Origin of the sequence: Bacillus sp. OV166 (genome assembly GCF_900177675.1) — a bacterium.
Taxonomy (GTDB): Bacteria; Bacillota; Bacilli; order Bacillales; family Cytobacillaceae; genus Neobacillus.
Genome location: NZ_FXWM01000001.1, coordinates 6,333,134 through 6,347,356 on the forward strand (window position 1 = coordinate 6,333,134; position 14,223 = coordinate 6,347,356).

General features: G+C 38.0%; 18 protein-coding genes and 1 riboswitch. Of the genes, 11 read left to right on the forward strand and 7 right to left on the reverse strand.

The window, feature by feature from the left end:
- Positions 1–20: 20 nt before the first annotated feature.
- From galU to CCK98_RS30925, 4 genes are all read right to left on the reverse strand, one after another.
- Positions 21–914, reverse strand: coding sequence for a UTP--glucose-1-phosphate uridylyltransferase GalU (galU, locus tag CCK98_RS30910; protein WP_088090071.1), 894 nt, complete (start codon positions 912–914; stop codon positions 21–23).
- A gap of 324 nt (positions 915–1,238) precedes the next feature.
- A complete protein-coding gene (locus CCK98_RS30915) occupies positions 1,239–2,003 on the reverse strand; it encodes a tyrosine-protein phosphatase (RefSeq protein WP_088090072.1) in 765 nt (254 codons plus the stop codon).
- Between the two features lie 88 nt (positions 2,004–2,091).
- Complete coding sequence (locus tag CCK98_RS30920; protein ID WP_088090613.1) at positions 2,092–2,781, reverse strand: CpsD/CapB family tyrosine-protein kinase; 690 nt, start codon at positions 2,779–2,781, stop codon at positions 2,092–2,094.
- 1 nt (position 2,782) lies between these two features.
- Positions 2,783–3,532 (reverse strand): YveK family protein, encoded by a 750-nt coding sequence (locus CCK98_RS30925; RefSeq protein WP_088090073.1) that lies wholly within the window; start codon positions 3,530–3,532, stop codon positions 2,783–2,785.
- A gap of 285 nt (positions 3,533–3,817) precedes the next feature.
- On the opposite strand from CCK98_RS30925, the gene CCK98_RS30930 reads away from it, so the two are divergent.
- Positions 3,818–4,615 (forward strand): SGNH/GDSL hydrolase family protein, encoded by a 798-nt coding sequence (locus tag CCK98_RS30930; RefSeq protein WP_088090074.1) that lies wholly within the window; start codon positions 3,818–3,820, stop codon positions 4,613–4,615.
- A gap of 208 nt (positions 4,616–4,823) precedes the next feature.
- Here the strand turns inward: CCK98_RS30930 and CCK98_RS35770 are convergent, their stop codons facing one another.
- A complete protein-coding gene (locus CCK98_RS35770) occupies positions 4,824–4,979 on the reverse strand; it encodes a hypothetical protein (RefSeq protein WP_179195980.1) in 156 nt (51 codons plus the stop codon).
- 308 nt (positions 4,980–5,287) lie between these two features.
- On the opposite strand from CCK98_RS35770, the gene CCK98_RS30935 reads away from it, so the two are divergent.
- The 4 genes from CCK98_RS30935 (at position 5,288) to CCK98_RS30950 (ending at position 8,196) form a co-directional block, all read left to right on the forward strand.
- Positions 5,288–5,752 carry a LysM peptidoglycan-binding domain-containing protein gene (locus CCK98_RS30935; protein WP_088090075.1) on the forward strand — a complete coding sequence of 155 codons (465 nt, stop codon included), beginning with the start codon at positions 5,288–5,290 and terminating at the stop codon, positions 5,750–5,752.
- On the forward strand, positions 5,739–6,548 hold the full coding sequence (locus tag CCK98_RS30940; RefSeq protein ID WP_088090076.1) for a C40 family peptidase: 810 nt from the start codon (positions 5,739–5,741) through the stop codon (positions 6,546–6,548). Before CCK98_RS30935 ends, CCK98_RS30940 begins: the two co-directional genes overlap by 14 nt.
- A gap of 123 nt (positions 6,549–6,671) precedes the next feature.
- Positions 6,672–7,022: a DUF805 domain-containing protein gene (locus CCK98_RS30945; RefSeq protein WP_088090077.1), complete on the forward strand. Its 351-nt coding sequence runs from the start codon at positions 6,672–6,674 to the stop codon at positions 7,020–7,022.
- Between the two features lie 169 nt (positions 7,023–7,191).
- Positions 7,192–8,196 carry a DUF3231 family protein gene (locus CCK98_RS30950; protein ID WP_088090078.1) on the forward strand — a complete coding sequence of 335 codons (1,005 nt, stop codon included), beginning with the start codon at positions 7,192–7,194 and terminating at the stop codon, positions 8,194–8,196.
- Positions 8,197–8,742: 546 nt separating this feature from the next.
- On the opposite strand, the gene CCK98_RS36630 is transcribed toward CCK98_RS30950, so the two are convergent.
- On the reverse strand, positions 8,743–8,871 hold the full coding sequence (locus CCK98_RS36630) for a hypothetical protein (protein ID WP_256942508.1): 129 nt from the start codon (positions 8,869–8,871) through the stop codon (positions 8,743–8,745).
- A 309-nt stretch (positions 8,872–9,180) separates the two neighbouring features.
- Positions 9,181–9,702 (reverse strand): GNAT family N-acetyltransferase, encoded by a 522-nt coding sequence (locus CCK98_RS30955; protein WP_088090079.1) that lies wholly within the window; start codon positions 9,700–9,702, stop codon positions 9,181–9,183.
- 157 nt (positions 9,703–9,859) lie between these two features.
- Here CCK98_RS30955 and CCK98_RS30960 point away from each other — a divergent pair, with 157 nt between their 5' ends.
- From CCK98_RS30960 to CCK98_RS30985, 6 genes are all read left to right on the forward strand, one after another.
- Positions 9,860–10,372: a GNAT family N-acetyltransferase gene (locus CCK98_RS30960; protein ID WP_088090080.1), complete on the forward strand. Its 513-nt coding sequence runs from the start codon at positions 9,860–9,862 to the stop codon at positions 10,370–10,372.
- Between the two features lie 231 nt (positions 10,373–10,603).
- Positions 10,604–10,687: riboswitch (cyclic di-GMP riboswitch) on the forward strand.
- A 28-nt stretch (positions 10,688–10,715) separates the two neighbouring features.
- A complete protein-coding gene (gene sinI, locus CCK98_RS30965; protein ID WP_088090081.1) occupies positions 10,716–10,829 on the forward strand; it encodes a DNA-binding anti-repressor SinI in 114 nt (37 codons plus the stop codon).
- A 118-nt stretch (positions 10,830–10,947) separates the two neighbouring features.
- Positions 10,948–12,108, forward strand: a complete 1,161-nt coding sequence (locus CCK98_RS30970; RefSeq protein ID WP_179195981.1) for a diguanylate cyclase domain-containing protein — start codon at positions 10,948–10,950, stop codon at positions 12,106–12,108.
- Positions 12,109–12,552: 444 nt separating this feature from the next.
- On the forward strand, positions 12,553–12,711 hold the full coding sequence (locus CCK98_RS37150; RefSeq protein WP_088090083.1) for an NlpC/P60 family protein: 159 nt from the start codon (positions 12,553–12,555) through the stop codon (positions 12,709–12,711).
- A gap of 420 nt (positions 12,712–13,131) precedes the next feature.
- A complete protein-coding gene (locus CCK98_RS30980) occupies positions 13,132–13,578 on the forward strand; it encodes a carboxymuconolactone decarboxylase family protein (RefSeq protein ID WP_088090084.1) in 447 nt (148 codons plus the stop codon).
- Between the two features lie 135 nt (positions 13,579–13,713).
- A complete protein-coding gene (locus tag CCK98_RS30985) occupies positions 13,714–14,166 on the forward strand; it encodes a C40 family peptidase (RefSeq protein ID WP_088090085.1) in 453 nt (150 codons plus the stop codon).
- Positions 14,167–14,223 lie beyond the last annotated feature (57 nt).

Genomic DNA, 14,223 nt, shown 5'->3' on the forward strand with positions numbered 1-14,223 from the left:
CCTTCACCCCTACCTTCTCTCTATAGCATTACTTTTTCTTTATCAAATGAAGAAACTAGATCTTTCAAGTAATCAAGCATGTCATCATGGAGGTCTTCATGTTGCAAGGCAAATTCAATCGTAGTCTTAACAAAACCAAACTTTTCACCTACGTCATACCGTTTGCCTTCAAAGTCATAAGCAAACACTCTTTGAATCTCATTTAGTCGTTGAATTGCATCTGTTAACTGAATCTCTCCACCTGCACCTTTTTCCTGACGGTCAAGGAACATGAAGATCTCTGGTGTTAAAACGTAACGGCCCATAATCGCTAAGTTCGAAGGAGCTGTTCCTGGTTTTGGTTTTTCAACGAAGTTACTCACTTGGTAACGACGGCCTTCTTGGTATGAAGGATCGATAATCCCATAACGGTGTGTTTCATTCTCAGCCACTTGCTGAACACCAATCACAGAAGAGAATGTTTCTTCATATTGATTAATTAATTGACGTAAGCAAGGTGTCTCGCTCTGAACAATATCATCACCTAATAGAACGGCAAACGGCTCATTGCCAATAAAGTTTCGCGCAGACCAGACCGCATGTCCGAGTCCTTTCGGTTCTTTTTGACGGATATAATGGATATCCGCTAGATTCGTAGCGTACCGAACTCTTTCAAGTAGATCGTATTTTTCTTTCTCGATTAAATTCTGTTCAAGCTCAATGGCATTATCAAAATGGTCTTCTATCGAACGTTTTCCTTTACCAGTTACAATGATAATATCCTCAATACCTGCTGCAACCGCCTCTTCCACTATGTATTGAATAGTCGGCTTATCAACAATTGGTAACATTTCCTTTGGCATTGCTTTTGTTGCAGGCAAAAATCTTGTCCCTAGCCCTGCAGCTGGAATGATTGCTTTTCTTACTCTTTTCATCTTGTATACCCCCAAATAATATTTCGCTTACCTAAAAAACACTTTCACTAACTAAAGCACTATGGGCAAAAAATAAATACCTAATGGAATTGCAAGTGCTTTCACACTTAATCTTTCATTAGGTATTTATTGTTTTATTTAAATTGGGCATTTAACCCGGCCTCACATCATGCTTTTGACGACATGCGTCTAAGGTCCTCTGATGGACCCACAGCACAATCGAGTGCCCCCATCGATAACGGACAGGGAGCCTCGCCGATCAGGCATTTAAGCCTGATAAAGTTGTAAAATGACGATCTGTTAACTCTCTTCTGCTAATTTTTGTTAAAATATTTTAAAGAATTTCTTCTTTTTTATGCGTTCAGGTACTTCTTTATAGACGTGACTTCCTTCAATCAAAAGTTCAGCATTCTCCTGGAAAAAATAAACCATGTCATTCCCGTACTTTGCTTGAATACTGTCAAATGCTTCTCTCATTTTAAACGTCCGGTTGCTCGTATTATGCGCATCCGATGCAATGAAGTGAGTTAGATTGGCTTCAATTAATTGCAAGGAAAAGCTTTTAATCTTCTTTCCAAAGTCCCCACAAACACTTGCAGCCGTGACTTGGGTTAATGCTCCCTTTTTCACAAGTTGATATAGAAGTTCTGGACGTTCAATGATTTCCTGGTTCCGTTCCGGATGAACAATTACCGGAATTAGTCCCTTCGTTTGCAAATCATAAAACAACTTCTCCGTGTATCTCGGGACATGGCTAGACGAAAACTCTACCAATACATATTGCGTGCTATCGATTGGTAGGATTTCACCTGTTTCAAAACCTTCAACCATTTCCCCGTTTATCCGTGTTTCCTGACCAGGAAGTACGTTTAAATCAATCTTTTCTTCTAGTAAAACCTTATTTAAGTCTCTGACTCTATCAATAATTGTCTGTTTAGGATTTTCATAACGGTTGTTCAAATGATGTGGTGTTGCAACAATCGTATGAATCCCCTGTTCGGCAGCCTTCTTGGCCATTTCAATACTTTCCGACAAATCCCTTGCCCCGTCATCAATTCCAGGTAATATATGACTATGCAAATCAATCATTGGTCCCACATTCTTTCCAATAAACTGTTATTTCCCGTCAACATTTTTAATAATAGCACTTGCGATAGGAGAAATTTGTCGAAATTTGTTACTTCGCACCATAATAATAGTAATAATCTCCACTTTTTGCCTCTTTATGATTTAAGACAACACCAAGCAATTTGCTCTTTGCATTGGCAAGTAATTCTTTTGCCTTTTTCGCAGGTTCGATTTCTGTTTTCTCACTATACACAACCAGAATCGAACCGTCACACTGATTCGCAAGGATTTGCGGATCGGCTACCGCTAATAATGGTGGGGTATCGAAAATAATATATTCGAATTCAGCTTTTGCATCCTCAATAAATTGTTCCATTGATTTTGAGCTTAATAACTCAGCAGGATTGGGTGGAATCGGTCCACTCGTTAGGATATATAAATCCTGCTCCCCTGTTTCAAGCACCGTTTTTTCAAGTCCCCTTTGCTTTGTTAATACAGTCGTAAAACCAAATAAGTTATTTACACCAAAAGTATGATGAATCGTTGGCTTACGAAGGTCGGCATCAACAAGTAAAACTTTTTTACCCAACTGCGCAAATGTAACCGCAAGATTGGCAGCAGTCGTTGACTTCCCTTCAGCAGGTCCTGAAGAAGTAACCATGATGGTTCTTATTTCTTGATCAATCGAGGAATACTGGATATTTGTGCGAATCGTCCGGTATTGCTCCGAAATCGGTGACATTGGATCGATTGCCGTCACAAGCTTACGACATGCATCTTTACTGGTAAGTTTTTTCATTTTAAGAGCCAAGTGTCTCACCTCTTACTGTTGATTTTCTAGTTCCACAACGTGCTGCCGCTTCTTCCATCTTTTGATCATCAATCGTTGCAATAACACCTAGGATTGGAAGTTCTAAGATTTTTTCAACATCTTGTTCGTTTTTAATCGTGTTATTAAAGTACTCAAGTAAGAATGAAAGTCCGACACCTGCCATTAAACCAACAACGATCGCAATTGCGACATTTAATAATGGTCTTGGTTTGATTGGATCAGGATTTTCAGTGATATCCGCTTTCGCCAGGATGCTGACATTGTCGACATTCATGATATTAGCAATCTCTTTTTTAAACACTTCCGCCGTTTTGTTAGCTATTTGTGTGGCAACTTCAGCATCAGGGTCCTGGACTGACAAGTTAACAACTTGGGAATCCTTTTCACTGCCCACGGTAATCTTTTCTTTTAATTGTGCAGCTGTCATATTTAAATCAAGCTCTTTTGAAACCTTATCTAATATCACTGGACTTGTAATGATTACATTATAGGTGTTGATTAATTGAAGGTTTGTTTGAACTTCATTCGAGTTGTATACAGATTGTTCATTTTTCTTTTGATTCACAAGAATTTGTGTAGAAGCTTGGTAAATCGGGGTTAATAAAAAGTAACTAACCACTCCACTAATGATGGCAGCAACTAAGGTTATCGACACGATTAATAGCAATCGTTTTTTTAATGTTTCGAGCAGTTCTTTTAAACTAATTGTCTCTTCCATTTCGGCCTCCTAAAATTTCGATACAAAACGTTGTTAATTATATCATAAATTGTCATGTTTTTTCTTTTTTTGTCTAATTAATTATTACTCTATCTATTAAACACCCTTTTTACAGAAATTTGAAGAGGAAGTTGCTATTTGGAATTTATTACACTTATAATAGCCAACTTCTATCCTTTAAAAGTGTTTTTGTAAAATTTGTAGATATAAATCAAAATTGGGCAAATTTTCAATTCCCATCTGCTATAATTGTTATGCAATCTATTTTTGGGGGTATATATCGTTATGCAGAAATTTTTAACGGCATTATTAGCCGTCGGATTCCTTATTACGCTCTATTTAGGTCAATCCCATTGGAACCAAGAACGGCAAGCATCAGCAAAAAATAAACCAGTTCATCAATCATCCACATCCAACATAGATGATCAAAACACTGAAGAACAAGAATTACTCAAGCTTACAAGTAATTGGCCTGCCAATGCAGTCCATCAATTTAAACAATCCTTAAAAGAGGACAAGCCATTTACGATTCTTTTTGCTGGTTCTCCAGCGATTGGTTCTGAGACGGATGGTTCTTTTCCGTTAATTAAAGAGAAGTTAGTAAAAGCATTTGGCGAGCGGCATATCAATGTAGAGCTCAAAACCTTTAACTTAACTTCCACTCAATTGCTTTATCAAAAGAAACAAGCGGAAATTGCAGCAGTGAATGCTGATTTAATTATATTTGAGCCGTTTATTCAAAAGAATAATGGGGAAGTACTCATCAAAGATACCTTACAAAATACTTCTAAAATTATTGATGACGTCCAGGCGAACAAACCGGAAACAGCATTTATCCTGCAGCCAGCCTTCCCGCTTTATCAAGCTGAAATCTACCCACGTCAGGTAGCCGAGCTAAAAAAGTATGCACAGGAAAACAAACTTACCTATCTCGACCATTGGACAGCCTGGCCTGATCCAACTACTGCCGCGATGAAAGACTATCTGCAACCAGACATGAGTGCCCCAAGTGAACAAGGGTACCACGTGTGGAGTGAGTACATACTGAATTTCTTAACTAACAGTAAGAGCGAATCTGAATAATGATTCGCTTTTTTTTAATTCATATGACCTTAAGGTTAAAAGATTTACTAGCCAAACTAATCCAATCAAAATGGAATACGGTTTATAATCTGAAAACGTTATCAACGTTAACAACTATATAATAGTAGAAACTAGGATTTTTATCCTTTCCTACCATTAAAAAGGGCTGTCGAATTTTGCTTCGACAGCCCTTTGTTTATATATATGATTAGACAGCCATCAAGTTTTTCAGGTCTGCTGCTAAGTCTGCGATTAGTTTTTCTGGGGTGATGCCATTCTCGTTTTTGCCCGTTTCGTATGCCCTTCTCACGATCTCTGAGAAATTTGCAACACTCGAGATATTCGTTTCTGCCGTACGATCCACCTTTCTTTTCCTCCTTTAGTTTATTCTAATTCCCAATTCTACTAGAATATCAGAAAAGTGTAAATGTATTTCCAACGAATCTTGTAAATAATGTGTGAATCTTGTAAAAATTTGTTGATAGATGGTTGAATCTGATAGAGGGATTATACAATGGTCTAGGCGAATGGTGAGAGATTAATAGTTTGATAATTCCGTAAATATGCAGTTTTTACAATAAAATCAGGAAAGTTTTACAATATTTACTCCGAAATACTAGCAAACTATGGTAAAATTAATATAAATGTGCAGAAAAAGAGGTGATTTGCTAGATGAAGAAAACCATTGTTCGCGCCTTATCGACAGCTGCCCTGCTTTCGACTGTTTTTGCAGGAACTGCCCTGGCCGATACATACAAGGTCCAAAAAGGCGATAGCTTATCGAAAATCGCTCAAGAATACCATACGAGTGTCAAAGATATAAAATCAGCAAACGGATTGAAATCGGATTTTATCTCGGTCAATCAAATGCTCAAGATTACGGTCGCTAGCAAAACGACTCAAGCTTCACAGCCAGCCACTTACACCGTTGTAAATGGTGATGCCTTGATCAAGATTGCCAACCGTTTTCATGTGACCGTTGGTGAACTAAAGCTATGGAACAAACTTGATACGACGATTATTCATGTCGGGCAAAAGCTCACGGTGGCAGCTCCTAAACAGACAGTGACCGCAGCAAAACCAGCTCCGAAGCCGACGACGACAACCACAAAGCCGAAAACAGTTGCAGACAACTAGAGCAGCTACTAGTGTTTATACCGTCAAAAGCGGTGACTATCTTGGCAAAATTGCTGGGAATTATAAAACAACGGTAAGCCAATTGAAGTCACTTAACAAACTAAAATCTGACATGATTTATGTAGGCCAAAAGATTAAGGTTCCAGCGCAGAAGGCTCCAGCTGCACCTGTGAAACCTGCAACACCGAAGCCGCCAGTGACAACCACACCGCCGAAAACACCGGCTACTCCACCACCTGTTGTACAGACGGAAGTGAAGGATTATATCGTTAAAAGCGGGGATACGCTTGGGGGAATCGCCGGGGACTACCAGCTTACCGTCAAGGAATTAAAGGCGCTCAATAAACTAAGCTCTGATCGACTTTATGTCGGCCAAAAGCTGAAGGTTCCTTCGACTGCAACTGGGCCGAAGACGGAACTAACGGTTGACTCAGATTTCGCGGCGAAGATGATCGCGAGTGCCAAGAAACTAATCGGTGTTCCATATGTTTGGGGCGGCAGTACTCCGGCTGGCTTTGACTGCAGCGGGTTTGTTTATTATGCTGCCAAGCAAGCAGGGATGGATATTGGACGTTATTCTGCTGCAGGCTTCTATGACCGTACTTATTATGTCAATTCGCCAAAGCCGGGCGACATTGTCTTTTTTGAAAATACATATAAAAAAGGGATTTCCCATCTAGGAATTTACCTCGGCAACAACCAATTCATCCACGCCAATGATTCAGGTGTGATGATTTCCAATATGCAAAGCCCGTATTACCAAGCCCACTTTGCGAGTTTTAAGCGTTTCTACTAAAAAATAGTGGTAAGACTAGTCTAAAAATTATTATCGGAATGTTTTTATGTTAATTGCATACTTATAAAACGATAGTCAATTATTCTAGTTTTTATCATTATTTTTTAGGGGGGCACACGTTTAATGGAATGGTATTTAAAAGTTTTAAAGAATTATGTAGGCTTTTCAGGCAGAGCAAGACGGAAGGAATATTGGATGTTTGTTCTCTTCAATATGATTGCCATGATTATCCTAGCCGTTATAGATAACGTCTTAGGTATCTACCCATTATTATATGGTCTCTATTCATTGGCCGTCCTGTTACCATCTCTAGCTGTTACGATTCGCAGGCTGCACGATGCCGGCAAAAGCGGCGCATGGATTTTAATTAGCTTGGTTCCTTTGGTTGGTGCGATTGTCCTACTTATCTTTACCTGCTCGGATAGCCAAGCCGATGATAACCAATATGGGCCAAATCCTAAAGCTACGTTTTAGATTTTTTAACCGCCTTTTTATGTAGGGCGGTTTTTGTTTTGGGGGCATGAAATTTATTCCATATTATATATAAAAATAATGCCCAAAGTTTCAAAAAAAAAGTAAGTATAAATCCAATAATAGTTCATACTTTTGCTGAATTGGTAAATAATATCCAAGAGGTGACAGCATGGAAAAGGATAATCTAAAACTCACATCTTCCGAAATAGGGACTTTATGGGGAGAGTATGTCAATGGAACAGCCGTGGATACGATCAATAGATATATGGTGACTATTATTGAGGACGCGGCAATCAAAGCCATTTTTGAGGATGCAATCGAGACTTTCGCAAAGCAAAAGAATCAAATGGTTACCTTTTTAGAAAACGAGGGATTTCCAGTTCCGATTGGATTTACTGAATTGGATCTCTTTAAAGGGAAACAGCGGTTGTTCACGGATATATTTTGCCTCAATTATTTACATATCATGACATTACATGGTTTGCTCGGACATTCCACTTCATTAGGCGTCTCTGTAAGAAAGGATTTACGGTATTTTTACGACGCGTGTGATAATGACGGGAAAAGAATGTATCATCTAACGATTGAGTTATTGCTTGAGAAAGGAAATTTTCAGCGAGACCCTTTATTTTATCCAGCTAAAAACCCTGAATATGTGTCCAGCAACGATTTCATGGATGGATTTTTCGGAAAGGGTCGAACGTTATCAGCGACAGAAATCATCAGTATTTCTTTCAATCTTAAAAAGAGTATTATGGCAAAAACTCTTTCCATCGCATTCAGTCAGGTCGCACAAACAAAGGAAGTAAGGAAATTTTTAGAGGAAGCCGAAAAAGTTGCGGACCAACAAATAAAAACCTTTTCAAAAATTATGCAAACGGATAATTTACCTGCTCCGAAGTCATGGGAAACAGAAGTAACGGATTCAACCGACTCTCCTTTTTCCGATAGGTTAATGTTGTATCATATCGGTTTCTTGTTTCAAGCAGCTCAAAACTATCACGGAACAGGTTTAGCATCTGCCATGCGAACAGACCTTGTCGCTGCATATGAGACGACCATTCTAAAAAATCTTATGGTAACGAAGAAATGGTTTAATATTATGGTCCAAAATAAATGGCTCGAACAACCGCCTCTTGCTCCAAATCGAAAAGAAATTGCACAAGAAAAATAGTAAGTTGTGCCTGTCACGGCCCGAATAATCTTGATTCACAAGTTGTTCCACAAGCTAACCTACAAAGACAACTGAGGCAACTGGTGACGAAAGGCGCTAAGCTAATTGACAATTTTTGTAACCCACACATATAAGACCTGTTTTTTAACCGCCTTTTTACGAAAGGCGGTTTTTGTTTTGGAGGAAATTGGGAGATTTCCTTAGCAGTATCCAGGATTGATACACGCGAACGTTTCAATGGTGGTATCGAGGTTTTCTGAGTCTGGAATTCATCTCGGAGCCAAGGATCGGTCGCAGCCGTGCGTGAGGTATAGGGAACGAAGATCGAGTTCATTTTTTAAAAATTTCCTGTCCCAACTGTCCGTCCTATCCGCCCTGACCGATGTGGACTCTCTGTCGATGATTCACGCGGAGGCTTCGATTGGGATCGGTATTCATGCCTATTCTCCATTAGCCGGGGGATGTCAAAAACGCAGGAAGTAAAAGCATCAAGAAAGAATAAAATGGATAACCATTCCTGACACGATGGTTATCCATTCCACTTAACTATTTTTTACTATCTCTTGCGGCTTGTTTCCTAGCTTTTTTACTTTGTGTCAGCTCGCCTCCAAATTCTGTATCTGCTTTATTACCGCCAGTATGGGGCTGATTTCGATTGTTATTACGGTTTGTCATCGTATTCCCTCCTCCGTCATCATATGTAGATTTTCCTTGATGTTTCAAATAAGCCACCATTTGAAGTAACGTAAGTAGGATCGTTTGCTTCCTAAAACGTAAATTTTAGCGACTAATTTTATAGTGCTTTTTTACCATTAGATTTATTCCATAAATAATAGGATTTTCAAAGAATAAATAGCTGCCAAAAACGTTTGGAAATCCCAAGTGTTTTTTGTCAGCTATTTATTGTTAAATATAAAAGCAAATTCATATGCTATTTTTAATGTGAATATATTTGTTGAAAAACTACCTACATCTACTTCAATATCATAGATACTTCTCCATTCGAATATCAGTCCACATTTTACCTTGCCAATAGGTAAAATTTTCGATCCGGCCAATTTCTTTGTAGCCTAGCTTCTGATAAAGTTTCTGTGCTTGTTTGTTAAATTCAAATACGCCTAATTCAATCCGTTTCAGCCCCTGCCTCTTAATCTGTTCCTCCATATATTGAATCGCATCATAACCAATCCCTTTGCCTCGTCCTTCGGATTCACCAAGAGTGATCCCAATCCAGGCGGTCCCAGGCTCTTTTTTGTAGAGATAATTTGGATCGACCACATAGTTCATTTCACCGATTAACTCGTCATTGAGATAGATAAGATAGATGTGATGGTCTTCCAGGCGTTTTGTTAAGTCCTCCAGGGACATTTCTTCACGACGTTCCATTTCCGATTGGTTTTGGTTCGGGCGAGTCAACGGAATTAATGCTGGGTCGTTTTCCCAACGGTTAAACACCTCAACGATATTTGAGGTAGGTTCAGTTAATTTTATAAAATTAGTCGTCATTGTGCTCTCCTCTCTAATTTGCTCTGTGATTATTCATCATTTAAGATAGTGCTAGGATATGGTAGTTGATATAGCGTCTTCCTTTTCAGGATACATGATATAGTTTGACTTAGTTAAGATTTTTTCATCAATAACCATAAAATGAGGTGTATTTTAGTTGAAAGTGATTGAAACAGAACGATTGGTCCTTCGCTGGTTAACGCAAGATGATGCCGCGTTTATTCTCGAGCTTTTGAATGATCCTTCTTGGATACGGTTCATCGGTGATCGAGGGGTGCGGACGTTAGAGGATGCTAAGAACTACCTTGTAACGGGACCGATGGAGATGTACTCCCGGCTGGGCTTTGGTCTTTATATGACGGAGCTAAAAGATGAAGGAAGGACCCCGATTGGGATTTGCGGATTGATTAAACGAGATACTTTAGAGGATGTCGATCTTGGTTTTGCCTTTTTATCAAGGTTTCAAACTAAAGGTTATGGTTTTGAGGCAGCTTCTGCCACGCTTGTCTATGGAAGGGAACAACTCGGTCTGAAGCGGATTGTGGCGATCACCTCTGAGGACAATGATGGGTCATCGAGACTGCTTGAAAAGGTCGGAATGAAGTTTGAAGGGATGGTTACCCTCCCTCATGATTCGGAGGAACTTAAGTTGTTTGGGGTTGATTTTTAAGTAGGTTTTCAATAGAAAATACCTACAGTTCATATTAAGCCATTCTCATTTGGAGTACCCGCAACTATAAAGACATTTATAAAAGCAATGCTTTAGATAGCGCATCGCTTTTTTTATTGTTAAATCAACGTTCCTGCCAATTAATGTCGAACTTTTTAGAATTATATTTATTTGTTTATTAGAAAACATATATTACCATTGTACTATGAGCTTTAATTCTTTAATTCTTTAATTAGTTAAAAGCAAACCTTTCGAAAGACTGGGACGCAAAGCTACAGGTCTAAGGTTTTAAACTATGATCGCTGGGTTGCCTAAAATTGTACATATTTTAGGAGGTTGTATTATGATCGTACCAACATGTGAAAAAGAACTAGATAATGAATGGGTGGAGCTTATTAAGCAAGCTCTAGAGCTGGAAATATCCGTTGATGAAATTAGAGATTTTCTTAGTAAATAATTGAGTCCATTATACTATGGAAAAACGTCAGAAAGTTACTAAAATGTAAGTCGTTTTTTGCCCTATCCATAAAAAAATGTAAAAGATAAAAGAGTTTATTACAGGATAAGTGATGAAAATGAAATATAAAGGAAGCATAACTGCGTTTATTCTTGTTCTAATTACTAATTGTTTGTATATAACCTATTATTTTTCTAGAGATGGATACGTTGATACTATTGAATTTATAGGGTTGCCAATAATGCTAACACTCGCTTGGTGGTGTGGTAAACAGTTTGACAAAGTGAAATTATTAATGGAAAAAGATAGGGTTCAAAGTAAGGAATTACAAAGAATTAATGAACAGTTTCAAGTTATATATGAGAAATCGCCTATTGGTATTACTCTCATGGATAAAAACAGCAGACCTGTTATGGCCAATCCAAAGTTACAAGATATCCTTGGGTATAGTGAGAAAGAATTACAAAATATGACTTTTGGTGATATTAGTCATGCCGATGATACTACTATAAGTTTGGGACTCTTGAATGAATTATTGGAAGGAAAAATCGATCATTTTCAATTAGAAAAGCGTTATTATCGTAAGGACGGACAATTGGTTTGGGGTAAAGTAACTTCATCTCTATTTCCTGGAAACAATGATAAATTCTCCTATGTTATTGGAATGGTAACTGATATTACTGAACAAAAGGCAGCGGAACAGCACCTTCTAGAAGCTTATCAAGAGATGGAAGATCTTTCGAAAAGAGATGGATTAACTGGCATTGCTAATCGTCGTTATTTTGATGAATATTTGATTCGAGAATGGAGACAGGCTTTACGCTCCAGTAAACCACTATCGCTAATCTTGATGGATATTGATTCTTTTAAGGAGTTTAACGATACATATGGTCATATGGGCGGTGACGAATGCTTAAAACAAGTAGCAAGTATTTTAGAGAAGACCGTTAAGCGACGAACAGATTCAGTTGCTCGCTATGGCGGTGAAGAGTTTGCAATCATTTTGCCGGAAACAGTTATAAATGATGCTTGTATTGTGGCAGAAAAAATACGCTCTACCATTGAAGAGTTACATATTCCTCATGTCGGGTCTAATGTTAGTAAATTCCTTACAGTCAGTGTTGGCGCTGCTACAATAATTCCAGATTTTAATTCTAATCCAGAGGATTTAATCCGTGAAGCAGATAGGGCACTATATCTGGCAAAACAAAAAGGTCGCAATCGAGTTGAATCATATAGTAAATATAGCGAAAGAAAGCTACTCCCTAATATTGTTTAAGTGGATTAGCTTTATTTATTTGAAATGATCCACTAACCGGGACCCAGTCCTCATCCTTTTCTTCTATTGTCTGTAGAATGCATGATTTAAATCTTAGAACCATTCCATTAAATACGGCAATGCTGCTTTTAGTTATATTGCGGTCCCCTTCTAATAAAAAAACAGATGGAGCTATGCCAACTGTCTTAAAGAAACCTAATTTTCTTTCTGCGACTTTTCCAAATTTTCACAAAAAATTGCCTGTTTTCACTTTTAAAGAATTTAATATTAATGAATTTCAACGGTGTCCAAACTTCCTTCATCTGATACAACGGCACACTATTCACCCACTTAGAATTTTTTATACTACCATTATAATACAAAAATTCCAAAAATTAAATTATTTATACCTGAATAAATAATTAAAACATCTGTGACATTAGAGCACTGTTAGTTAGAGATTTAATGTTCTTTGCTCCAACCAAGGCAAGTCGGCCGACACATGTTGCAATGTATATCGGTAATGGTAAGATGATTATGTCTTCTTCTTCAAAAGGAGTCATGATTACAAGCACAAACAATCTATATTGGCATCCAAGATATATTGGAACAAAACGCGTTTAAAGACCATCCTAGATGGTCTTTTTTTTCCGAAATTTCTTGTATTCGTGACAACAAACTTAGCAACAGCGAAAACTGCAAAGGCGGTTTTCGCTGTTGCTTTAGTGGAAGCTACCCAATACCAATGTTTAGCTTTCTTTTTTATTTCCTTGAAGTCTTCATCAAGATCCTTTTCTAAAGTTTGTTTGTCGTTGGGTGAATAAATCGAGGTGTTCTGAGTCTGGGATTCATCTCGGAGTCAAGGATGGGGCGCAACCATGAACGAGGATTAGGGACCGAAGATCAAGCTCATTTTTATAAGCTTTTGTTCTTTAGCTTATCAATTTTCTTACTTGTTTTTATTTGGAATGAAGCATATTATAGGAATATATGTTCCTGTTTTGGGATAATATAAAAGTTCACTATATTTTAGGAGGAATGGAAATGGAACAACGCATTAATTATCTTGAAGTAGCACCCGAAGCACTTAACATTATGATGGAAATGGAGAAGTATACTAAATCTACTGGAATAGACCGTAAACTCCGTGAACTAATTAAAATCCGTGCTTCTCAAATTAATGGCTGTGCTTTTTGTCTTAATATGCATACCTCTGACGCTCGAAAAATGGGTGAAACGGAACAGCGTTTATACTGCGTCAGCGCATGGGGAGAATGCGATTTCTACACAGATGCTGAAAAAGTGGCATTAGAATTAACTGAACATGTGACATTAGTTCCAACTAAGCGTGTACCTGATGATCTTTATAATCGAGTGGGTATACATTTTAGTGAAAAAGACTATGTAGATCTCGTTATTTTGATCAATCAAATTAATAGTTGGAATCGACTCTCCATTTCAATGGGAAATTTCGCCACTGCAGCAAAATAAGAAATCTTGAATTTTACATATGAAATAAAATTATATCAATATAACTTTGTAATAAAATTGTAATTTGGCTGTGATGTCACTGTTACACCTTCCTAGTATAGTAAAGCTATCAAATCACACTAGGAGGTAACAATCATGCTAAAGAAATTCATCGTAGCATTTGTCATTATCGTTTCTTGCGGCTCTTTGTTTGCTAACATGGGTGATAAAGCGGAAGCAGCGTATTATAATTCAAAGGCAGTTTCGGTTGCAAAGTCTAAATTAGGAGTACCTTATCGTTGGGGCGGAATGTCACCAAGCGGCTTTGATTGTTCAGGACTTGTTAAATATTCCTATGCAAAAGCTGGAAGAACGCTAAACCGTACAGCGGCTCAAATGTTCTATGGAAACGGATATCGTATCCATAATTATATACAACCAGGAGATTTAATGTTCTTTGCTCCAACCAAGGCAAGTCGGCCGACACATGTTGCCATGTATATCGGGAATGGTAAAATGATCATGTCTTCTTCTTCAAAAGGAGTCATGATTACAAGTACAAACAACCCATATTGGCATCCAAGATATGTTGGAACAAAACGCGTTTAACGACAGACCATCCTTCTGAGATGGTCTTTTTCTTATCCACATATACTATTCTCGGGT